The sequence below is a fragment of the Streptomyces sp. NPDC052225 genome, from assembly GCF_040679615.1.
GTDB lineage: Bacteria > Actinomycetota > Actinomycetes > Streptomycetales > Streptomycetaceae > Streptomyces.
The window spans coordinates 47,980-67,129 of record NZ_JBFAVD010000004.1; the positions used below are offsets into that span (position 1 = coordinate 47,980).

Consider the following 19,150-nt stretch of genomic DNA (forward strand, 5'->3'; position numbering starts at 1 on the left):
CCGACCACGGCCTCACCGGACACGCAGATCGATCACAGAGGAGAACATCATGCCGCGCTACCTGACGATGGTCCGCATCGACGAGAACAACGCCCCCGCCGAGGGCCCCAGCGAGGAACTGATGCAGCGGATGGGCGCGCTCATCGAGGAGATGACGAAGGCGGGCGTGCTGCTCGACACGGCCGGCCTGACGCCGAGCTCACAGGGCAAGCGGGTGCACTACGAGAAGGGCGAGATCACCGTCACCGACGGTCCGTTCACCGAGTCCAAGGAGGTCATCGGCGGCTACGCGCTCCTCCAGACCAAGGACGAGGCCGAGTGCCTGGAGTGGACCAAGCGCTTCCTGAAGGTGCACGAGGACCACTGGACCGTCACGTCCGAGATCCGCGAGATCGCCGAGGGCTGATCCGCCCGATCGCCTTGGCCGCGAGCCCTTCGCGGTGTCTGATGGTGGGTCGTGACAGAGCAGCAAAAGACCACGGCCCACACCGTCGAGACGGTCTTCCGCATGGAGGCGCCGCGGATCATCGCGGCCGTCACCCGGATCGTCCGCGACGTCGGCATCGCGGAGGAACTGGCGCAGGACGCGCTGGTCGCAGCCCTGGAGACCTGGCCCGGTTCCGGGGTCCCCGACAACCCGGGCGCCTGGCTCACCGCCACCGCCAAGCACCGCGCCGTCGACCTCGTGCGGCGGCGCGAGAACTACGCCCGCAAGCTCCAGGAGGTCGGCAGGGCGACGGAGTTCGCGTACGAGGACGTGGGCGTCGCCGCCGACCCCGACGACATCGACGACGACCTGCTGCGCCTCGTCTTCATGAGCTGCCACCCCGTCCTGTCCGCCGAGGCCCGCGTCGCGCTCACGCTGCGCCTGCTCGGCGGACTGACCACGGCCGAGACCGCCCGCGCGGTCCTCGCCCCCGAGGCCACCGTCGCCCAGCGCATCGTCCGCGCGAAGCGCACCCTGGCCACCAGGAACGTCGCCTTCGAGGTCCCCTACGGCCCCGACCGCGAGGCCCGCCTCGGCTCCGTCCTGGAGGTCATCTACCTCATCTTCAACGAGGGGTACGCGGCCACGGCGGGCGACGACTACCTGCGCCCGGCGCTGTGCGAGGACGCCCTGCGCCTGGCCCGCGTCCTCCAGGCCCTGATGCCCAAGGAGCCCGAAGTGCACGGCCTGGCCGCGCTGTTGGAACTCCAGTCCTCCCGCGCGCCCGCCCGCACGGCGGCCGACGGCACCCCCGTCCTGCTCAGGGACCAGAACCGGACGCGCTGGAACAAGATGCTGATCCGGCGCGGCTTCGCGGCCCTCACCCGTGCGGAGGCGGTGGCATCGGGCCCGCCCGGCCCCTACGCCCTCCAGGCCGCGATCGCCGCCTGCCACGCCCGCGCGTACACGTACGACGACACCAACTGGCGCCAGATCGCCGCCCTCTACGCCCTCCTCGCGGCCCGCACCCCGTCCCCGGTGGTCGAGCTGAACCGCGCGGTGGCGGTGTCGATGGCGGACGGCCCCGCAGCGGCGCTCGCGATCGTGGACACCCTCCGCGACGAACCGGCCCTGCGCGACTACCACTTGCTGCCGAGCGTACGGGGGGACCTGCTGGAGCGGCTGGGGCGGCGGGAGGAGGCGCGGGCGGAGTTCGAGAGGGCGGCGACCCTGACCCGCAACGAACGGGAGCGCGAGTTCCTGCTCTCCCGACTGAGCCCCTCCGCCGAATCAAGCCCCTCCGGCGATTGAGGAGCGGGGTCCGGGGCTGAGCCCCGCGACCTCAGCGCACAGGTGCCCCCACCAACATCACAGGCGCCCCCGCAGCCCGGGTCAGAAACACAGTCGCCGCCCCCTTCCCAAAGGGCTTCGGCATGACCTTCCGCCGCAACTCCTCCGGCTCGACAGCCGACCCCCGCTTCTTCACGATCAGCACCCCCACCCCCCGCTCCCGCAGCAGCGCCTTCAACTTCTTCACGTTGAACGGCAGTTGATCGGTGATCTCGTACGCGGACGCATACGCCGTACCTCGCAACTCGTCCCCCGTGACATACGCGATGGTCTCGTCGATCAGCCCGCCCCCGACCTCCTCGGCCACCTCGGCGACGAGATGCGCCCGGATGACGGCGCCGTCCGGCTCGTACAAGTACCGCCCCACAGACCGCACTTCAGGATCCGGCAGCCCCCGCCCGACCAGCTCCCGCGGCCCGGGCAGCAGCGCGGCCCGCACCCTCCCCGGCTCCGTGCCGAACCACAGCACGGCCTCCTTCACGTCGCCCCCGTCCGAGATCCACTCCGCGTCGGCCTCCGCCGGGATCGCCTCGTGCGGGATGCCCGGCGCGATCTTCAGCGCGGCCCGCGGCGCCTTCAGGGCGGTGGCGACGGCCCAGGACAGCGGCGGCGAGTACGCCTCGGGGTCGAAGATCCGGCCCCGCTTGTCCGAGCGCCGCGCCGGGTCCACGAACACGGCGTCGTACGCGGCCGTGTCGACCTCCGTGACATCGGCCTCCCGCACCTCGATGAGGTCGGCGAGACCGAGCGCCTCGGCGTTGGCCCGGGCGACGGCGCAGGTCAGCGGGTCGCGGTCGACGGCGAGTACGGAGATCCCGGCGCGGGCGAGAGCGATGGCGTCGCCGCCGATGCCGCAGCACAGATCGGCGACGGACCGCACGCCGAGCGCCTTGAACGACTCCGCGCGGTAGGCCGCCACGCTGGTGCGGGTCGCCTGCTCGACACCGTTCGGCGTGAAGAACATCCGGGCCGCGTCCCGCGCGCCGAACTTCGCCACCGCCCGCTGCCGCAGCCGCGCCTGCCCGAGCGCCGCGGAGACCAGCTCGGCGGGGTGGTCGCGGCGCAGTTTCGTGGCGAGGGCGAGCTCCTGGGCGGGGTCGTGGTCCCGGAGTTCGTCGAGCAGGGCCAGGCCCTCGGGGGACAGGAGGGCGCTGAAGGCTTCGGCGGTGGAGAAGGAGCTCACCCGGACCATTGTGGGCCAGTCGGAGGACGGCGCGCGCCCGGCCGCGGTGTCGGCCCTCGATCAGGGGCGTGGGCTGCGAGGATCCGGCGCCATGCAACTAGTACGACAAAACGAAGAAACCTTCTCGAAGGGGACGCGCGCGGCCCGGTCCCGCGCCCGGCGCAGAACCGCGATCCGGGCCGCGGCCGCCGCCCTCGTCGGCTGCGCGCTCGCCACGGGCTGCGCGGGCGGCGCCGACGAGGCGGTCCGCCCGGCCGCCGGCCAGCAGCCCCTCCAGGCCCCGCCGGCCCGCGCCCTCGACTCGTACGCCACCCAGCTCAAGGCCCAGCAGGCGCAGCGCGCGGCGGCCGCCCGCCGCTGGGGCCTCGCGAAGGTGCCCCTCGCCGCGCCGAAGCCGCCCGCGAAGAAGCCGGTCATCAAGGCGCGCAAGGGCTTCGAGGTCGACCAGCAGGAGGAACTCGGGCTGCCGCCCGTCTTCACGACCATCCCCACCAAGGACAAGGTCGTCTTCCTCACCATCGACGACGGGGCCGAGAAGGACCCGAAGTTCCTGAAGATGATGAGCGACCTGAAGATCCCGTACACGGCCTTCCTGACCGACGCCGAGATCAAGCCCGAGTACGGCTACTTCAAGAAGATGCAGTCCACGGGCGTCACCCTCAACAACCACACGCTGCACCACCCGTACCTGCCGGGCCTGTCCTACGCCCGGCAGAAGCACGAGATCTGCGGCATGCAGGACCTCATCGAGAAGAAGTACGGCAAACGGCCGACCCTCTTCCGGGCGCCGTTCGGCAACTACAACCAGGACACCCTCAAGGCCGCCAAGGCCTGCGGCATCAAGTACGCGCCGATCTGGAACGCCGAGGCGTTCGTGGACCGTATGGACTACCGCGAGTGGGACCGGGACATCCATCCGGGCGACATCCTCCTCACGCATTTCCGCGGACGCGAGGACTGGAAGGGCACGATGCCCGACATGATCCGGATGCTCATGAAGTACCTGACCGACAAGGGGTACGCGGTGGCCCGCCTGGAGGACTACCTGTGACAACTCCCTGGGCGGGGGCGGCCGTCCGGTCGGCCGGGGCGCGCATCGTCGGCTGCGCCCTGGCCGCCGCGCTGCTCACCGGGTGCGCGCAGTCCGTCGACCCGATCGAGCGGATGGGCAGGAAGGCGGCGCAGAAGGTACGCCACCACCCGCGCCCCGCGGCCGGAGTCGCGGGGGCCCCGGCGGCCCCGGCGGCTCCCGCGGCGCCCGTGGTCCCGGACGCGCACCGGCGCTGGGGTCTCGCCGCCCCGCTCGCGCCGGCGCCGCGGCCCCCCGCCCAGGGGGTGCTCCCGCCCCGCAGGCCGGGGGCGGTCCCCCCGGTCGTCGACCGCGTCCCGACCCGGGACAAGGTCGTCTTCCTCACCTTCGACGACGGCGCCGAGAAGGATCCCCGCTTCGTCGACATGGTCCGCGACCTGCGGCTGCCGATCTCGATGTTCCTCACGCACTCCGTGGCGAGCCCCGGCACCGGCTACAGCCACTTCGGCGCGCTGCGGCGGCTCGGCGCGGGCGTCGAGAACCACACCCTCACGCACCCGTTCCTGCCCGGCCTCGGCTACGTCGAGCAGCACGCCGAGATCTGCGGCCAGCAGGAACGCCTGCGCGCCCGCTTCGGCACGGCCCCGCGCCTGCTCCGCCCGCCCTACGGCAACTACGACGCGGACACCCTGCGGGCGGCCGGCGCCTGCGGCATCGACGCGATCGTCCTGTGGCGCGCCTCGATGCAGATCAACGACCTCCGCTACGCCGACGGCGGCCGCCGCCTCCACCCCGGCGACATCATCCTGACCCACTTCCGCGGCCCGGCCGACCTCAAGGGCACGACCCTGACCGAGCTGACGACCCGCATGCTGCGCCGCATCCAGGCCCAGGGCTTCACGGTGGCCCGCCTGGAGGACTACCTCTGACCCGCCCGCCGGGCGGCCGTCACGGCCCCCGGTGCGCCGAGGCGTACGAGGCGAGGACCAGGAGTCCGAGGATGGATCCGGCGACGGCCTGGACCCCCGCGGTGATCGGCAGTCCGGTGCGCCCGCCGAGGGCGAAGGCCGAGCAGAAGACCAGCACGGCGAGCGCCAGGAAGGCCCACAGGGCCCCGGCCGCGGGGGTGCGTGCGGCCGGCAGCCACACCGACGCGGTCACACCGGCGATCACGTCCGTGAAGAGCACGAACACGGCGAGCGCGGCGTCTCCCCAGCGGGAGCGCGGCGTGCGGTAGTGACCGGCCATGCGCCGAGCCTCGTACGGAATCCGGTACTCCGCCCGGCAGGCCCCGAACCGGGATCCTTCCGTGCCCTGTCGCAGGCCGCGAGCGGCGCGGGCGCGGGGAGGAAATCGGCCGCCGCATCGCAGTCGATTGGCACTCCGCTTGACCGAGTGCTAATCGCAGTCATAGTCTCGGCTCTGGCACTCCCCACCGGAGAGTGCCAACAGCGACGGGCAGGTCCGGCACCCGCGACGACGGATCCACCTGGTCGCCACCTCAGACAGTTAACCCCGTGAGATCTCCGAAGGGGGAGGTCGGATCGTGACGACCACCAGCTCCAAGGTTGCCATCAAGCCGCTCGAGGACCGCATTGTGGTCCAGCCGCTCGACGCCGAGCAGACCACCGCCTCTGGCCTGGTCATCCCGGACACCGCGAAGGAGAAGCCCCAGGAGGGCGTCGTCCTCGCGGTGGGCCCGGGTCGCTTCGAGAACGGCGAGCGCCTGCCGCTCGACGTGAAGACCGGCGACATCGTGCTGTACAGCAAGTACGGCGGCACCGAGGTCAAGTACAACGGCGAGGAGTACCTCGTCCTCTCGGCTCGCGACGTGCTCGCGATCGTCGAGAAGTAAGACCCCCGAAGCAGCCCGGCTGCTTCTGAACTGCGCCCCTGGCACCCGCGACCTTTAACAAGCCGGGGTCAGGGGCGCGGTTCGTTTACACCGAGCTCCACACCCAGCTTCACCCCGAGTTTTCCGAGAGGGCTGAATCGCTCCCATGGCGAAGATCCTGAAGTTCGACGAGGACGCCCGTCGCGCCCTCGAGCGCGGCGTCAACAAGCTTGCCGACACGGTCAAGGTGACGATCGGCCCCAAGGGCCGCAACGTCGTCATCGACAAGAAGTTCGGCGCCCCCACCATCACCAACGACGGTGTCACCATCGCCCGCGAGGTCGAGGTCGAGGACCCGTACGAGAACCTCGGCGCGCAGCTGGTGAAGGAGGTGGCGACCAAGACCAACGACATCGCGGGTGACGGTACGACCACCGCCACCGTGCTGGCCCAGGCCCTCGTCAAGGAAGGCCTGCGCAACGTCGCCGCGGGCGCTTCCCCGGCCGCCCTGAAGAAGGGCATCGACGCCGCGGTCAAGGCCGTGTCCGAGGACCTCCTCGCGACCGCCCGCCCGATCGACGAGAAGTCCGACATCGCCGCCGTCGCCGGTCTGTCCGCCCAGGACACCCAGGTCGGCGAGCTCATCGCCGAGGCGATGGACAAGGTCGGCAAGGACGGTGTCATCACCGTCGAGGAGTCCAACACCTTCGGTCTGGAGCTCGACTTCACCGAGGGCATGGCCTTCGACAAGGGCTACCTGTCCCCGTACTTCGTCACCGACCAGGAGCGTATGGAGGCCGTCCTCGACGACCCGTACATCCTGATCCACCAGGGCAAGATCGGTTCGATCCAGGACCTGCTCCCGCTCCTGGAGAAGGTCATCCAGGCCGGTGGCTCCAAGCCGCTCCTGATCATCGCCGAGGACGTCGAGGGCGAGGCCCTGTCGACCCTGGTCGTGAACAAGATCCGCGGCACGTTCAACGCCGTCGCCGTGAAGGCCCCCGGCTTCGGCGACCGCCGCAAGGCGATGCTCCAGGACATGGCCACCCTCACCGGTGCCACCGTCATCGCCGAAGAGGTCGGCCTCAAGCTCGACCAGGCCGGCCTGGACGTCCTCGGTTCCGCGCGCCGCGTGACCATCACCAAGGACGACACCACGATCGTCGACGGCGGCGGCAACAAGGCCGACGTCGACGGCCGCGTGAACCAGATCAAGGCCGAGATCGAGAACACGGACTCCGACTGGGACCGCGAGAAGCTCCAGGAGCGCCTCGCGAAGCTCGCCGGCGGCGTCTGCGTGATCAAGGTCGGTGCCGCGACCGAGGTCGAGCTCAAGGAGAAGAAGCACCGTCTGGAGGACGCCATCTCCGCGACCCGCGCCGCGGTCGAGGAGGGCATCGTCTCCGGTGGTGGCTCCGCGCTCGTCCACGCCGTCAAGGTCCTCGAGGGCTCCCTCGGCAAGGAGGGCGACGAGGCCACCGGTGTCGCCGTCGTCCGCCGCGCCGCCGTCGAGCCGCTGCGCTGGATCGCCGAGAACGCGGGCCTCGAGGGCTACGTGATCGTCTCCAAGGTCGCCGAGCTCGAGAAGGGCTTCGGCTACAACGCCGCGACCGGTGAGTACGGTGACCTGGTCAAGGCCGGCGTCATCGACCCGGTCAAGGTCACGCGCTCCGCGCTGGAGAACGCCGCGTCGATCGCCTCCCTGCTCCTGACGACCGAGACCCTGGTCGTCGAGAAGCCGGCCGAGGAAGAGCCCGAGGCCGGCCACAGCCACGGTCACTCGCACTGACCCGAACTGAAGTCGAGGCCCGTCTCCCCGCTTCGGGGCGGCGGGCCTCGTCCCATTTCGGGGCGCGTCCGCTATCGGGGAAATGCGACGCGAAGCGTCTGCATTTCAGGGGCGCGGGGCTGTGTCATTAGCGGCTCCGCCGCGGGGCGCGACCAGCCCCTACCGAACCCGCAGCCGAAAACCACCTACTGCGGCCCGTACTTGCGCCCAGTCCGAGACGTGATCCCGCCCAGTACAGATCGCGGCGTCACCTTCACCACCCCCATCAGCGCCTTGTACCGCGGATCCGGGATCGACAGCGACTTGCCGCGGGCCAGATCGGACAGCGCCGCAGCGACCAGCTTGTCCGCGTCGAGCCACATCCACTTCGGAATGTTGCCGGTGCCCATCCCGGCCCGCTCGTGGAACTCCGTACGGACGAACCCAGGGCACAGCGCCATCAGCCGCACCCCGCTGCCCGCGAGATCCTTCGCCGCGCCCTGCGTGAACTGCACGACCCACGCCTTCGAGGCCCCGTACGTGCCGCGCGGCACGAACGCCGCGACGGACGCCACGTTCACCACACCGCCCCGCCCGCGCTCCCGCATCACCGCGGTCGCCGCCGACGTCAGCCGCAGCACCGCCTCGCAGTGCACCTTCAGCATGGTCAGCTCGTCGGCCATGGGGACTTCCAGATACTGCCCCTTGTTGCCGAACCCGGCGTTGTTGACGAGCAGATCGACCGGCGACCTGCGGTCGCCGAGCCGCGCCTCGACCGCCTCGATGCCCTCGTCCGTGGACAGGTCGGCGGTGAGCACCTCGGCCTCGATGCCGTGTCCGTCGTGCAGCTCCGTCGCCTGTTCCCGCAGCCGCTTCGTGTCGCGCGCGACGAGCACCAGGTTGTGCCCGTCGGCGGCGAGGCGCCGGGCGAAGGCGGCGCCGATGCCCGCGGTGGATCCCGTGATCAGTGCCGTAGTCATGCACCAAGGTTAGTGACGATCAGTGGTGCCCGTGATCACCGGAGCCCGGCGTGCGCGCCCGCTGCCCCTTGTCGACGACCACGAACTGCCCCATCATTCCGCCGTCTTCGTGGTACAGCAGATGGCAGTGGTACATGAACGGCACCTCGGGATCGGCGAACTCGGGGCCGCCGTCGAACCGCAGCGCCAGCTTCATCGTCGTACCGCTCGGCAGGAACACGGTGTCCTTGCGGCCGCGCAGTTCGGGCGGCGGCGTCTTACCGTTCACCTCGACGACCCTGAACTGCACGTCGTGCACATGGAAGTTGTGCGGCATCCCGTTGTCGTTGCGCACGGTCCACACCTCGGTGGTGCCGCGCGTGACCGTGTCGTCGATCCGGCCCATGTCCATGGCCCGCCCGTTGATGCCGCCCATCTCCAGGTCGAAGTTCCGCCCCCGTACGGCGTCCTCGGCGTTCGGCAGCTCCAACTCGCCCAGTCTGGAAGGGACTTCGGGGGAGGACCGGAGCCGGTCCGCCGCGCGCAGTTGCAGGACGTCGAAGGAGTCGTCGCCGCCCGCGAACCGCCGCTGCCACCTGTCCCCGTAGTTGTCCTGCGGGAAACTGCGCAGCACGGCCCGCTCCCCGGCCTTCATCCGCACCACGATCTCGGCCCGCTCCCCGGGCGACAGCTGGATCCGGTCCGTCGTGGCGGGCCGTTCGAGCAGCCCGCCGTCCGTCCCCACGAGCGCGACATCGCGGCCGTCCGAGAAACCGAAGTCGTACGTCCGTGCCGTCGAGGCGTTCAACAGGCGCAGCCGGACCCGCTCGTCGCGCACCACTCGGTACGGGTCCAGGGTGCCGTTGACCATCGTGCGGTCGCCGAGGAAGCCGGTGGCCCGCATCAGGCCGTGCCCGTGGTCGAAGTCGGCCCCGTCGAACGTCACGTCCTGCACGATCACCGGCAGGTCGTCGACCCCGTACCGCTTCGGCAGCGCGAGCCGCTCGCTGCGCTCGTCGTCCACGAGGAACATCCCGGCGAGCCCCCGCTGGACATGCGCCTCGGTCCGCCCGTGCGGATGCGGGTGGTACCAGAGGGTGGCGGCGGGCTGGTCCACGGTCCACTGCGCGGTCCACTCGGCGCCGGGCTCGATCATCCGGTGCGGGCCGCCGTCCATCCGGGCCGGCAGATGCATGCCGTGCCAGTGCACGCTCGACGCCTCGTCGAGTCCGTTGCGGACCCGGACCCTGACCTTCTCGCCGCGCCCGGCGCGCAGCGTCGGTCCGAGGTAGTCCCCGTTGAATCCCCATGTGGCCGTCCGCAGCCCGGACTTGAACTCCTTCTCGCCCGCGCGCATCCGCAGGTCGAAGACGCGGGCGCCGTCCTTCTCGTCGATGTGCGAGGGCGCGAGCGGCGGCACCGCCATCTCGTCGCGGAACTCCGCCTCGCCCACCGTGCTCACCTTCGCGTCGCTCCACAGCCACAGCACGCCGCCGCCCACCGCGAGCGCGAGGACGGCGGCGAGCGAGCCGAGCACGAGGAGGACCCGCCGCAGACGGCGGGACGCGGGCCTTTTCCGGGTCCTGGGGGTCATGCGTCGAGCGTCGTGCCACCCCCGGCCCGCCCGCATCGGGGACGGCCCCCGATCCGCCCCCGACCCAACCCCCGTACGGAACCCGGGACTTCCCCGAGCCGTCCCCTACGAGCCGTGCTTCGCCACGTACTCCCGCGCCTGCCGTACGGACTCCGGGTGCAGCGTGTCCGCCGCCACGAGCAGCCGGGGCAGCAGCGGCCGCTCGGTCGTCACGGCGCGGAACTGGAAGCCCACCGTCACCTCGTGATCGGGGCGGTGGATCACCTCGATCGCGTCGCCCGCGCGGATCTCGCCCGGCTCGATCACCCGCAGATAGGCGCCCGGAACGCCCTCCTGCGTGAACCGCTTGACCCAGCCGCGCTCGCCCAGATGCCCCTGGAACGTCCGGCACGGGATCCGGCCGGAGGTGACCTCCAGGACCAGGTCGGGGCCGACCCGCCAGCGCTCGCCGATCTTCGCGCCGGTCACGTCGACGCCCTCGGTCGTGAGGTTCTCGCCGAACGCGCCGCTCGGGATCGGCCGCTCGAGCGCCTGCTCCCAGGCGTCGAGATCCTCGCGCGCGTACGCGTAGACGGCCTGGTCCTCGCCGCCGTGGTGGCGGGTGTCGCACACCGCGTCCCCGGCGAGCCCGCTCGCGCCGGTGCCCTTGGCGCCGGGCGCGGACACCCGCACCGGGCCCTCGACCGGCCGCTTGTCGATGCCGGTCACACCCTCCGGCTGGTCGGTGTACTCGACGGCCTCGCGACGGCCCAGGTTGAGAGACAGAAGCTTCATGGCACCGCACGCTACGGGACCCCGATCAAAGCCGCCACGCATTATTGGGCGTGAGACCCAAGCTCCGCTTATGCTTGAACCATGATCGAGGCCCGTCATCTCCGTGTCCTGCGCGCCGTCGCCGCCACCGGCTCCTTCTCGGCGGCGGCCCGCGAGCTGGGCTGCACCCAGCCCGCCGTGAGCCAGCAGATGAAGGCCCTGGAGACCTCGGCCGGCACCCCGCTCCTGATCCGCACGGGACGCGAGATGCGCCTGACCCAGGCCGGCGAGGCCCTCGTGCGGCACGCGGCGGGCATCCTCGCCGGGCTCACCGCCGCCGAGGAGGAGGTCGCCGCGATCGCGGGCCTGCGCGCGGGCCGGGTCCGCCTGGTGTCCTTCCCCAGCGGCAGCTCGACGCTGGTCCCGACGGCCCTCGCCGCCCTGCGCGCCGAGCACCCCGGCACCCGCGTCTCCCTGGTCGAGGCCGAGCCGCCGCGCTCGGTGGAGATGCTCCGCGAGGGCGACTGCGACGTCGCGCTCGCCTTTCGGTACGAGGGTGCGCACGCGGCGGAGGAGTGGGACGACCTCGTCGTACGCCCGCTGCTCGCCGACCGTCTCGTCGGCCTGGTCCCCGAGGGGCACGCGCTCGCGGACGCGGGCTCGGTCACCATCGACGCGTTCGCGGACGAGCCGTGGATCGCGGGCTGCCCGCGCTGCCGCCGCCAGCTGGTGGAGGTGTGCCGGGGCGCCGGGTTCGCCCCCCGCATCGACTTCGCGACGGACGACTACCCGGCGGTGGTCGGACTCGTCGGCGCGGGGCTCGGTGTTGCCGTCCTGCCCGAACTGGCCATCGAGTCCGTTCGGCCCAAGGGTGCACGGACAGTAACCGTGGAGCCCGCCGTCCAGCGCGAGATCGTCGCGCTCACGCTGCCCGATCTGGCCCAGGTCCCGGCGGTCGCCGCGACCCTCGACCACCTGGCGAAGGCCGCCGTCAGGACCGCGACGCGCTGATCACGGATGCGGGGGCGCCTCGGCGCACCCACGCCCCGTCATTGCAGAAACGTTCCTTCAGTTGCGTCCCGCGCCGGCCGCGGAGGTTCCACCGCCCATCGCCGACGCCGTGACGAGCCGGTTGCGGGCCCGTCCCATGAGCTCTTCGCGCTCGTCCTCGGTGAGCCCGCCCCACACGCCGTACGGCTCGCGCACCTGTAGGGCGTGAGCAGCGCACTCCGCGCGCACCGGGCACCTCATGCAGACCTCCTTGGCCGAGTTCTCACGGGCGCTGCGCGCCGCTCCCCGCTCACCTTCCGGGTGGAAGAAGAGCGAGCTGTCGACCCCGCGGCAGGCCGCGAGGAGCTGCCAGTCCCACAGATCTGCGTTCGGTCCGGGAAGGCGGGAGAAATCTGCCATTGCGTTGTCCCCTTGTAGCCGTTGTGACGCGGATACGGTGCCCATGACCGTACATCTACTGTCTAAGGAGATGAAAATATGACTCATTGCGAATCTAGCTACAGACACCAGCAAAAGGGAAGAAAAGGCGCTAAATGGGGCATAGCTTGTGATGAAACCTTGAGGGTCTGTTGCGCTGCCCCCGCTGTGTCCGGCCCCTCACGTAGAGTGCCGAACGAGGCCGACCGACCCGTAACTCTTTCGAGTGACCGTCGTTGAGAGTGCGGAGGCGGTTGAAAGAACAAGCGCTCGGGCATCTGTCCGAGAGCGTCGACCGCACAGGTGACGATTTCGTACCAGCCTGGAGGCTCAAGGTGACGCGCATCAGCTGCGGAGGACGGTCATGACATCCGTCCTCGTCTGCGACGACTCCCCGCTTGCCCGAGAGGCGCTGCGCCGCGCGGTAGCGACCGTGCCCGGCGTCGAGCGCGTGACGACCGCGGCCAACGGCGAGGAAGTCCTCCGCCGCTGGGGCGCCGACCGCTCGGACCTGATTCTGATGGACGTACGCATGCCCGGCCTGGGCGGCGTCGAGACAGTGCGGCGGCTGCTCTCCGCCGACCCCGGTGCGCGGATCATCATGCTCACCGTCGCCGAGGACCTGGACGGTGTGGCGCTCGCCGTCGCCGCCGGTGCCCGCGGCTATCTGCACAAGGACGCCTCGCGCGCCGAACTGCGGGCCACCGTGACGCAGGCGCTCGCGGACCCGACGTGGCGGCTCGCGCCGCGCAGACTGCGGTCGGCCGAGATGGGTGCGGCGCCGACCCTGACCGCGCGCGAGATCCAGGTGCTCGAGGGCATGAGCCACGGGCGGTCCAACGCCGAGATCGGGCGTGAGCTGTTCCTCTCCGAGGACACCGTGAAGACGCACGCGCGGCGTCTGTTCAAGAAGCTGGGTGCGTCTGACCGGGCGCATGCGGTTGCCCTGGGTTTCCGTTGGGGTCTGGTTCGGTAGAGCGCCGTGGGGGCGTTGCGCGCCCGGCCGTCCGTCGCTTCGTCGTGGCTGGCCGCGCAGTTCCCCGCGCCCCTTCGGGGGCGCGGCTCCTCGTTTCCGGCGCGATGCCGCATCCTTGATGTGTGGAGTTCCTCGGGGACGACGAGTCGGGCGAGCAGGGTCAGCGAGAGGGGAGGGCGCAGGAGATGAGTTCCGGCGCACCTGTCCATAACGCTTCAGTGCACAACGACGGGCGCAGCGACGCGGACCGCGCTTCGGCAAGGCACCATGGTCCGATGCGCGACGACGAGGCAGCCACCCCGCAGGGAGGCATCGGGACGCTCGTCGGCGCAGCCGTCGACGGTGACGAGCAGGCCACGCACGATCTGCTCGCGCACGTCCATCCCCTCGCCATCCGCTACTGCCGCACCCGTCTGTCCCGGCTTCCCGGTGACGCGCGGCACTTCGTGGAGGACCTCGCCCAGGAAGTCTGTGTCGCGGTGCTGCTCGCGCTGCCGCGCTACAAGGACACCGGGCGGCCCTTCGAGGCCTTCGTCTTCGCCATCGCCGCGCACAAGGTCGCCGACCTTCAGCGTGCGGCCATGCGCGGCCCCGGTTCGACGGCCGTGCCGTCCGACGAGATGCCCGAGCGGCCCGACGACTCCCTCGGTCCCGAGGAGCGCGCGCTGCTGAGCAGTGACGCCGAATGGGCCAAGAAGCTGCTCGCCAACCTGCCCGAGAACCAGCGGGAGCTGCTCCTGCTGCGCATCGCCGTCGGCCTCACCGCCGAGGAGACCGGGCAGATGTTGGGCATGTCACCCGGAGCCGTGCGCGTCGCCCAGCACCGCGCCCTCAGCCGCCTGCGGGCGCTCGCCGAGCAGTAGCACACGGCCCCGGTCGCGTACGTGTAAACGTACAAAGAAGTCCGATGATCTTGATCGTGGAATGAGACACCCCGTCTGGCCGTTAGCATGGACATCCGCACCGATCAAGGCCATTTGGGGAAGGTGTCATGACTGCAAACGTCGACGGAGTGCCCGAGAAATTCGCGACACTCGGGCTGACCTACGACGACGTGCTGCTGCTGCCGGGCTCGTCGGACATGGCGCCCGACCAGATCGACACCGCCTCGTACGTCTCGAAGAACGTGCGGGTGAACATCCCGCTCCTGTCCGCCGCGATGGACAAGGTCACCGAGTCCCGCATGGCGATCGCCATGGCGCGGCAGGGCGGCGTGGGTGTCCTGCACCGCAACCTGTCGATCGCCGACCAGGCGAACCAGGTCGACCTCGTGAAGCGCTCCGAGTCCGGCATGGTCACCGACCCGATCACGGTGCACCCGGACGCGACGCTCGGCGAGGCCGACGCGATCTGCGCCAAGTTCCGCATCTCCGGTGTCCCGGTGACCGACACGGCGGGCAAGCTGCTCGGCATCGTCACCAACCGCGACATGGCCTTCGAGAACGACCGCAGCCGTCAGGTCCGCGAGGTCATGACGCCGATGCCGCTCGTGACCGGCAAGGTCGGGATCAGCGGCGTCGACGCCATGGAGCTGCTGCGCCGCCACAAGATCGAGAAGCTTCCGCTGGTCGACGACGCGGGTGTGCTCAAGGGGCTCATCACCGTCAAGGACTTCGTGAAGGCGGAGAAGTACCCGAACGCGGCGAAGGACGCCGAGGGCCGGCTGCTCGTCGGTGCCGCCGTCGGCGTCGCCGGTGACGCCTTCGAGCGTGCCCAGGCGCTGGTCGAGGCGGGCGTCGACTTCATCGTCGTCGACACCGCGCACGGCCACTCCCGGCTCGTCGGCGACATGGTCGCCAAGATCAAGTCCAACGCGAGCGGCGTCGACGTCATCGGCGGCAACATCGCCACCCGTGACGGCGCCAAGGCGCTCATCGACGCCGGTGTCGACGGCATCAAGGTCGGTGTCGGACCGGGCTCCATCTGCACCACGCGTGTGGTCGCCGGTATCGGTGTTCCGCAGGTCACGGCCATCTACGAGGCTTCGCTCGCCGCCAAGGAGGCCGGGGTCCCGGTCATCGGCGACGGTGGCCTCCAGTACTCCGGTGACATCGCCAAGGCGCTCGTCGCCGGCGCGGACACCGTGATGCTCGGCTCGCTGCTCGCGGGCTGCGAGGAGTCGCCGGGTGAGCTGATGTTCATCAACGGCAAGCAGTTCAAGTCGTACCGCGGCATGGGGTCGCTCGGCGCCATGCAGACGCGCGGCGACCGCAAGTCCTTCTCCAAGGACCGCTACTTCCAGGAGGGCGTCGCCTCCGACGAGCAGCTGATCCCCGAGGGCATCGAGGGTCAGGTCCCGTACCGCGGTCCGCTGTCGTCCGTCGTCCACCAGCTGGTGGGCGGTCTGCGCCAGTCGATGTTCTACGTGGGCGGGCAGACCGTGCCGCAGCTCCAGGAGAACGGCCGCTTCGTGCGCATCACGTCGGCGGGGCTCAAGGAGAGCCACCCGCACGACATCCAGATGACGGTCGAGGCGCCGAACTACAGCCGTAAGTAATAGCAGGTCAGACGTGGTGAGGGGCGGCCCGGGCATTGCCGGGGCCGCCCCTCGCACGCGTGTCGGGGATACTGGACACGCAGACCCAAGAGGGACCCAATGGAAAGGCGCCCCACAACGTGACTGAGATCGAGATCGGGCGCGGCAAGCGCGGCCGCCGCGCGTACGCCTTCGACGACATCGCCGTCGTACCGAGCCGGCGCACCCGCGACCCGAAGGAGGTCTCGATCGCCTGGCAGATCGACGCCTATCGGTTCGAGCTGCCGTTCCTGGCCGCTCCCATGGACTCCGTCGTCTCGCCGCAGACCGCGATCCGCATCGGCGAGCTCGGTGGGCTCGGCGTCCTGAACCTGGAAGGGCTCTGGACCCGGTACGAGGACCCGCAGCCGCTGCTCGACGAGATCGCCGAGCTGACGCCCGAGGCCGCGACCCGCCGCCTCCAGGAGATCTACTCGGCGCCCATCCAGGCCGACCTGATCAAGCAGCGCATCAAGGAGGTGCGCGACTCCGGTGTCGTCACCGCCGCCGCGCTCTCCCCGCAGCGCACCGCCGAGTTCTCCAAGGCGGTCGTGGACGCGGGCGTGGACATCTTCGTGATCCGCGGGACGACCGTCTCCGCGGAGCACGTGTCCGGTGCCGCCGAGCCGCTGAACCTGAAGCAGTTCATCTACGAGCTGGACGTGCCGGTCATCGTCGGTGGTTGCGCCACGTACACCGCCGCGCTGCACCTGATGCGCACCGGTGCCGCCGGTGTGCTCGTCGGCTTCGGTGGCGGGGCCGCCCACACGACCCGGAATGTGCTGGGGATCCAGGTGCCCATGGCGACCGCCGTGGCCGACGTCGCCGCCGCGCGCCGTGACTACATGGACGAGTCCGGTGGCCGGTACGTGCACGTCATCGCCGACGGTGGCGTGGGCTGGTCCGGCGACCTGCCGAAGGCCATCGCCTGCGGCGCCGACGCCGTGATGATGGGCTCGCCGCTCGCCCGCGCGACGGACGCGCCCGGCCGCGGTCACCACTGGGGCATGGAGGCCGTCCACGAGGACGTGCCGCGCGGCAAGAAGGTCGACCTCGGCACGGTCGGGACGACCGAGGAGGTCCTGACCGGGCCTTCGCACACGCCCGACGGGTCGATGAACTTCTTCGGTTCGCTGAAGCGGGCCATGGCGACGACCGGGTACAGCGAGCTCAAGGAGTTCCAGCGGGTCGAGGTCACGGTCGCCGACTCGCACCACCGTCGCTGACGCTGTGTCGTAGCTGGACATGGGTTGGGCCCCGCCGAATCGTTCGGCGGGGCCCAACCCATGTGTGGGGAGCGGGAGTTACGCGCTCGCCTTGCGCGCCGCGCCGACCGAGGCGATGGCCGCGATGACGAAGAACAGGTAGCTGATGAAGTCCGAGTCGGCCTTCCACGCCTCGTTCAGCAGGCTGAAGTGGTCGAGGAACAGATCGGTGACCGAGACCGGCAGCTGCTTGGCGCCGATGATGGCCTCGCCGAGCAGCTGGCCGAAGTAGACGCCTATCAGCGAGAAGACGACGCTGACGCCGAGCGTCACCGGGTTGTTGCCGCCGACCTTGCCGGTCACCAGGCCCACGAGGAAGCCGACGCCGACAGCCGCGTAACCGATCTCGTGCTCGGTCGCCCCGATGATGCCGCCGTAGGCGCCGGCGACGACCAGCATCGTCACGAAACCGGCCAGGATGCCGAGGCCCAGGTTCCCGCTACGGGCGGCGGGCGGCGGGAAGCCCATCGGGGCGCCGCCCTGCTGCTGCGGGAACGGGGCGTACGGCTGGGGCGGCTGCTGCTGCGGGTAGCCGTAGCCGGGCTGCGGGGGCTGCTCCTGTGCGTACGGGTTGTTGTCCTGTGGCTGCGGCGGCTGGGTCATGCTGTCCCCCTGGGGTGTGAACGGTGGCACGTGTGTGCGCAGAGGGGCCGCACAGTAGCAGTCAGAGACGGTGGGCCGCTCCTACCGGAGTCGCACCCCTGGTGTCCAGCAGGAGTTGAGCCTTTACGGCCAGGCCCTGGAGGTCGTACGTGCGGTGGTGCTGGAGCAGGATCGTCAGGTCGGCGTCGGCCGCGGCCTCGTAGAGGGAGTCGGCGCGCGGGACGGGGCGCTCCAGGACTTTCCAGGACGGGATGAGCGGGTCGTGGTAGCTGACGGCCGCGCCGAGTTGCATGAGGCGGGTCGCGATCTCGTCGGCGGGGGCGGCCTGTTGGTCGGCGAGGTCCGGCTTGTAGGTGATGCCGAGGAGGAGGACGCGGGCGCCGCGGGCGGACTTGCCGTGCTCGTTGAGGAGCGTGGCCGCGCGCTGGACGACGTATCCCGGCATGTGGTTGTTGACCTGGCGGGCCAGTTCCACCATGCGCAGGGGGCGCGTGGGGACGTGGGGGCTCGTGAGGTCCTGGGGGAGCGCGTGGCCGCCGACTCCGGGGCCCGGGCGGAACGCCTGGAAGCCGAAGGGCTTGGTCTCGGCGCAGCGGATGACGTCCCAGAGGTCGACGCCCAGGTCGTGGCAGAGCACGGCCATCTCGTTGACCAGGGCGATGTTGACGTGGCGGTAGTTGGTCTCCAGGAGGTGGACCGTCTCCGCCTCGCGCAGGCCCCGGGCCCGTACGACCTTGTCGGTCAGGCGGCTGTAGAAGGTCGCCGCCGACTCGGTGCAGGCCGAGGTGTAGCCGCCGATGACCTTGGGGGTCGCGGAGTACGGGTGCGCGCGGTTGCCGGGGTCGACGCGGCCGGGGGAGTGGGCCAGGTGGAAGTCGCGTCCCGCGCGCAGGCCCGAGCCCTCTTCGAGGAGGGGGAGCAGCGCCGTCTCCGTGGTGCCGGGCGGGACCGGGGACTCGATGATCACCGTGGTGTGCGGGCGGAGATGGGCCGCGAGGGTGCGGGTCGCGTCGATCACCGGGGTGAGGGTGGGGGTGCCGTCCGGGCCCGGGGGTGTGGGGGCGCAGATCACGGCGGTGCGGACGCGGGCGAGTTCGGCGGGGTTGGCGGTGGGGCGGAAGCCGGTGGCCAGCATGCGGCGGACGTCGGCGGCGGTCAGGGCCGCGCCGTCGGCGTCGCACGGGAGCCGGCCCGCCGCGAGGTCCTGGGCGCGGGCCGGATCGTGGCCGACGGTCGCGATCCTTGCGGACACGGCGGCCTGGGCGAGGGGCAGGCCGAGGTGGCCGAGGCCGACGACGGCGAGATCTGCGGGCATGGCGGTTGCCGTCCTTCCCGGGAGGCGGTTCCGGGGCTAACCGGAGCGGGACGAGTACGCAAGCCCGGTGGACAGAACGAGCGAGCGTCCTGTCAGGTTAGGAGTAAATATGACCGATATGCCGGATTGGTTTGGTGTGAGTTGTGGAGT

19 protein-coding genes are annotated in these 19,150 nt (G+C 70.8%); 11 read left to right on the plus strand and 8 right to left on the minus strand.

Annotated features, from left to right (window positions below; translation table 11 throughout):
- Positions 1-49: 49 nt before the first annotated feature.
- Both AB0L37_RS07995 and AB0L37_RS08000 read left to right on the plus strand, forming a co-directional pair.
- Positions 50-406 carry a YciI family protein gene (locus AB0L37_RS07995; protein WP_365501549.1) on the plus strand — a complete coding sequence of 119 codons (357 nt, stop codon included), beginning with the start codon at positions 50-52 and terminating at the stop codon, positions 404-406.
- Positions 407-508: 102 nt separating this feature from the next.
- Positions 509-1,738, plus strand: coding sequence for a DUF6596 domain-containing protein (locus AB0L37_RS08000; RefSeq protein WP_365502099.1), 1,230 nt, complete (start codon positions 509-511; stop codon positions 1,736-1,738).
- 31 nt (positions 1,739-1,769) lie between these two features.
- On the opposite strand, the gene AB0L37_RS08005 is transcribed toward AB0L37_RS08000, so the two are convergent.
- Positions 1,770-2,960, minus strand: a complete 1,191-nt coding sequence (locus tag AB0L37_RS08005) for a methyltransferase domain-containing protein (RefSeq protein ID WP_365501551.1) — start codon at positions 2,958-2,960, stop codon at positions 1,770-1,772.
- Positions 2,961-3,051: 91 nt separating this feature from the next.
- Here AB0L37_RS08005 and AB0L37_RS08010 point away from each other — a divergent pair, with 91 nt between their 5' ends.
- Both AB0L37_RS08010 and AB0L37_RS08015 read left to right on the plus strand, forming a co-directional pair.
- Positions 3,052-4,011 carry a polysaccharide deacetylase family protein gene (locus tag AB0L37_RS08010; RefSeq protein ID WP_365501553.1) on the plus strand — a complete coding sequence of 320 codons (960 nt, stop codon included), beginning with the start codon at positions 3,052-3,054 and terminating at the stop codon, positions 4,009-4,011.
- Entirely contained in the window at positions 4,008-4,919 is a 912-nt protein-coding gene (locus tag AB0L37_RS08015; RefSeq protein WP_365501555.1) for a polysaccharide deacetylase family protein, read from the plus strand. The genes AB0L37_RS08010 and AB0L37_RS08015 overlap by 4 nt, the downstream gene beginning before the upstream one ends.
- Before the next feature lie 19 nt (positions 4,920-4,938).
- On the opposite strand, the gene AB0L37_RS08020 is transcribed toward AB0L37_RS08015, so the two are convergent.
- Positions 4,939-5,238, minus strand: coding sequence for a hypothetical protein (locus AB0L37_RS08020; RefSeq protein WP_365501558.1), 300 nt, complete (start codon positions 5,236-5,238; stop codon positions 4,939-4,941).
- Between the two features lie 298 nt (positions 5,239-5,536).
- On the opposite strand from AB0L37_RS08020, the gene groES reads away from it, so the two are divergent.
- Together groES and groL are read left to right on the plus strand one after the other, a co-directional pair.
- Positions 5,537-5,845, plus strand: a complete 309-nt coding sequence (groES, locus tag AB0L37_RS08025; protein ID WP_017239619.1) for a co-chaperone GroES — start codon at positions 5,537-5,539, stop codon at positions 5,843-5,845.
- A gap of 145 nt (positions 5,846-5,990) precedes the next feature.
- Complete coding sequence (gene groL / locus AB0L37_RS08030) at positions 5,991-7,613, plus strand: chaperonin GroEL (protein WP_365501560.1); 1,623 nt, start codon at positions 5,991-5,993, stop codon at positions 7,611-7,613.
- 185 nt (positions 7,614-7,798) lie between these two features.
- Here groL and AB0L37_RS08035 read toward each other — a convergent pair whose 3' ends face one another.
- The 3 genes from AB0L37_RS08035 to AB0L37_RS08045 all read right to left on the minus strand — a co-directional run bounded on the left by AB0L37_RS08035 (position 7,799) and on the right by AB0L37_RS08045 (position 10,919).
- Complete coding sequence (locus AB0L37_RS08035; protein WP_365501563.1) at positions 7,799-8,572, minus strand: SDR family oxidoreductase; 774 nt, start codon at positions 8,570-8,572, stop codon at positions 7,799-7,801.
- Between the two features lie 19 nt (positions 8,573-8,591).
- Complete coding sequence (locus AB0L37_RS08040; protein ID WP_365501565.1) at positions 8,592-10,145, minus strand: multicopper oxidase domain-containing protein; 1,554 nt, start codon at positions 10,143-10,145, stop codon at positions 8,592-8,594.
- Between the two features lie 105 nt (positions 10,146-10,250).
- On the minus strand, positions 10,251-10,919 hold the full coding sequence (locus AB0L37_RS08045) for an MOSC domain-containing protein (protein ID WP_365501567.1): 669 nt from the start codon (positions 10,917-10,919) through the stop codon (positions 10,251-10,253).
- An 81-nt stretch (positions 10,920-11,000) separates the two neighbouring features.
- Between AB0L37_RS08045 and AB0L37_RS08050 the strand changes: the two genes are divergently transcribed.
- Positions 11,001-11,909, plus strand: a complete 909-nt coding sequence (locus tag AB0L37_RS08050) for a LysR family transcriptional regulator (protein ID WP_365501569.1) — start codon at positions 11,001-11,003, stop codon at positions 11,907-11,909.
- A 57-nt stretch (positions 11,910-11,966) separates the two neighbouring features.
- Here the strand turns inward: AB0L37_RS08050 and AB0L37_RS08055 are convergent, their stop codons facing one another.
- Entirely contained in the window at positions 11,967-12,308 is a 342-nt protein-coding gene (locus AB0L37_RS08055; protein WP_365501571.1) for a WhiB family transcriptional regulator, read from the minus strand.
- Between the two features lie 382 nt (positions 12,309-12,690).
- On the opposite strand from AB0L37_RS08055, the gene AB0L37_RS08060 reads away from it, so the two are divergent.
- The 4 genes from AB0L37_RS08060 (at position 12,691) to AB0L37_RS08075 (ending at position 17,043) form a co-directional block, all read left to right on the plus strand.
- Positions 12,691-13,302: a response regulator transcription factor gene (locus tag AB0L37_RS08060; protein ID WP_003948568.1), complete on the plus strand. Its 612-nt coding sequence runs from the start codon at positions 12,691-12,693 to the stop codon at positions 13,300-13,302.
- Positions 13,303-13,577: 275 nt separating this feature from the next.
- Positions 13,578-14,165 carry a sigma-70 family RNA polymerase sigma factor gene (locus AB0L37_RS08065; RefSeq protein WP_365501573.1) on the plus strand — a complete coding sequence of 196 codons (588 nt, stop codon included), beginning with the start codon at positions 13,578-13,580 and terminating at the stop codon, positions 14,163-14,165.
- 128 nt (positions 14,166-14,293) lie between these two features.
- Positions 14,294-15,799 (plus strand): IMP dehydrogenase, encoded by a 1,506-nt coding sequence (gene guaB, locus AB0L37_RS08070; protein ID WP_365501575.1) that lies wholly within the window; start codon positions 14,294-14,296, stop codon positions 15,797-15,799.
- Positions 15,800-15,918: 119 nt separating this feature from the next.
- Entirely contained in the window at positions 15,919-17,043 is a 1,125-nt protein-coding gene (locus AB0L37_RS08075; RefSeq protein WP_365501577.1) for a GuaB3 family IMP dehydrogenase-related protein, read from the plus strand.
- 78 nt (positions 17,044-17,121) lie between these two features.
- Here AB0L37_RS08075 and AB0L37_RS08080 read toward each other — a convergent pair whose 3' ends face one another.
- Together AB0L37_RS08080 and AB0L37_RS08085 are read right to left on the minus strand one after the other, a co-directional pair.
- Positions 17,122-17,685 carry a hypothetical protein gene (locus AB0L37_RS08080; protein ID WP_365501579.1) on the minus strand — a complete coding sequence of 188 codons (564 nt, stop codon included), beginning with the start codon at positions 17,683-17,685 and terminating at the stop codon, positions 17,122-17,124.
- Between the two features lie 61 nt (positions 17,686-17,746).
- Positions 17,747-19,000 carry a nucleotide sugar dehydrogenase gene (locus AB0L37_RS08085; protein ID WP_365501581.1) on the minus strand — a complete coding sequence of 418 codons (1,254 nt, stop codon included), beginning with the start codon at positions 18,998-19,000 and terminating at the stop codon, positions 17,747-17,749.
- Positions 19,001-19,150 lie beyond the last annotated feature (150 nt).

Excerpts from the sequence above, each read along its gene's own strand:
- AB0L37_RS07995 (WP_365501549.1), top strand. The coding sequence starts at position 50 with ATGCCGCGCTACCTGACGATGGTCCGCATCGACGAGAACAACGCCCCC.
- AB0L37_RS08000 (WP_365502099.1), top strand. The coding sequence starts at position 509 with ATGGAGGCGCCGCGGATCATCGCGGCCGTCACCCGGATCGTCCGCGAC.
- AB0L37_RS08010 (WP_365501553.1), top strand. The coding sequence starts at position 3,052 with ATGCAACTAGTACGACAAAACGAAGAAACCTTCTCGAAGGGGACGCGC.
- AB0L37_RS08020 (WP_365501558.1), bottom strand. The coding sequence starts at position 5,238 with ATGGCCGGTCACTACCGCACGCCGCGCTCCCGCTGGGGAGACGCCGCG.
- groL (WP_365501560.1), top strand. The coding sequence starts at position 5,991 with ATGGCGAAGATCCTGAAGTTCGACGAGGACGCCCGTCGCGCCCTCGAG.
- AB0L37_RS08035 (WP_365501563.1), bottom strand. The coding sequence starts at position 8,572 with ATGACTACGGCACTGATCACGGGATCCACCGCGGGCATCGGCGCCGCC.
- AB0L37_RS08040 (WP_365501565.1), bottom strand. The coding sequence starts at position 10,145 with ATGACCCCCAGGACCCGGAAAAGGCCCGCGTCCCGCCGTCTGCGGCGG.
- AB0L37_RS08045 (WP_365501567.1), bottom strand. The coding sequence starts at position 10,919 with ATGAAGCTTCTGTCTCTCAACCTGGGCCGTCGCGAGGCCGTCGAGTAC.
- AB0L37_RS08050 (WP_365501569.1), top strand. The coding sequence starts at position 11,001 with ATGATCGAGGCCCGTCATCTCCGTGTCCTGCGCGCCGTCGCCGCCACC.
- AB0L37_RS08055 (WP_365501571.1), bottom strand. The coding sequence starts at position 12,308 with ATGGCAGATTTCTCCCGCCTTCCCGGACCGAACGCAGATCTGTGGGAC.
- AB0L37_RS08060 (WP_003948568.1), top strand. The coding sequence starts at position 12,691 with ATGACATCCGTCCTCGTCTGCGACGACTCCCCGCTTGCCCGAGAGGCG.
- AB0L37_RS08065 (WP_365501573.1), top strand. The coding sequence starts at position 13,578 with ATGCGCGACGACGAGGCAGCCACCCCGCAGGGAGGCATCGGGACGCTC.
- guaB (WP_365501575.1), top strand. The coding sequence starts at position 14,294 with ATGACTGCAAACGTCGACGGAGTGCCCGAGAAATTCGCGACACTCGGG.
- AB0L37_RS08080 (WP_365501579.1), bottom strand. The coding sequence starts at position 17,685 with ATGACCCAGCCGCCGCAGCCACAGGACAACAACCCGTACGCACAGGAG.
- AB0L37_RS08085 (WP_365501581.1), bottom strand. The coding sequence starts at position 19,000 with ATGCCCGCAGATCTCGCCGTCGTCGGCCTCGGCCACCTCGGCCTGCCC.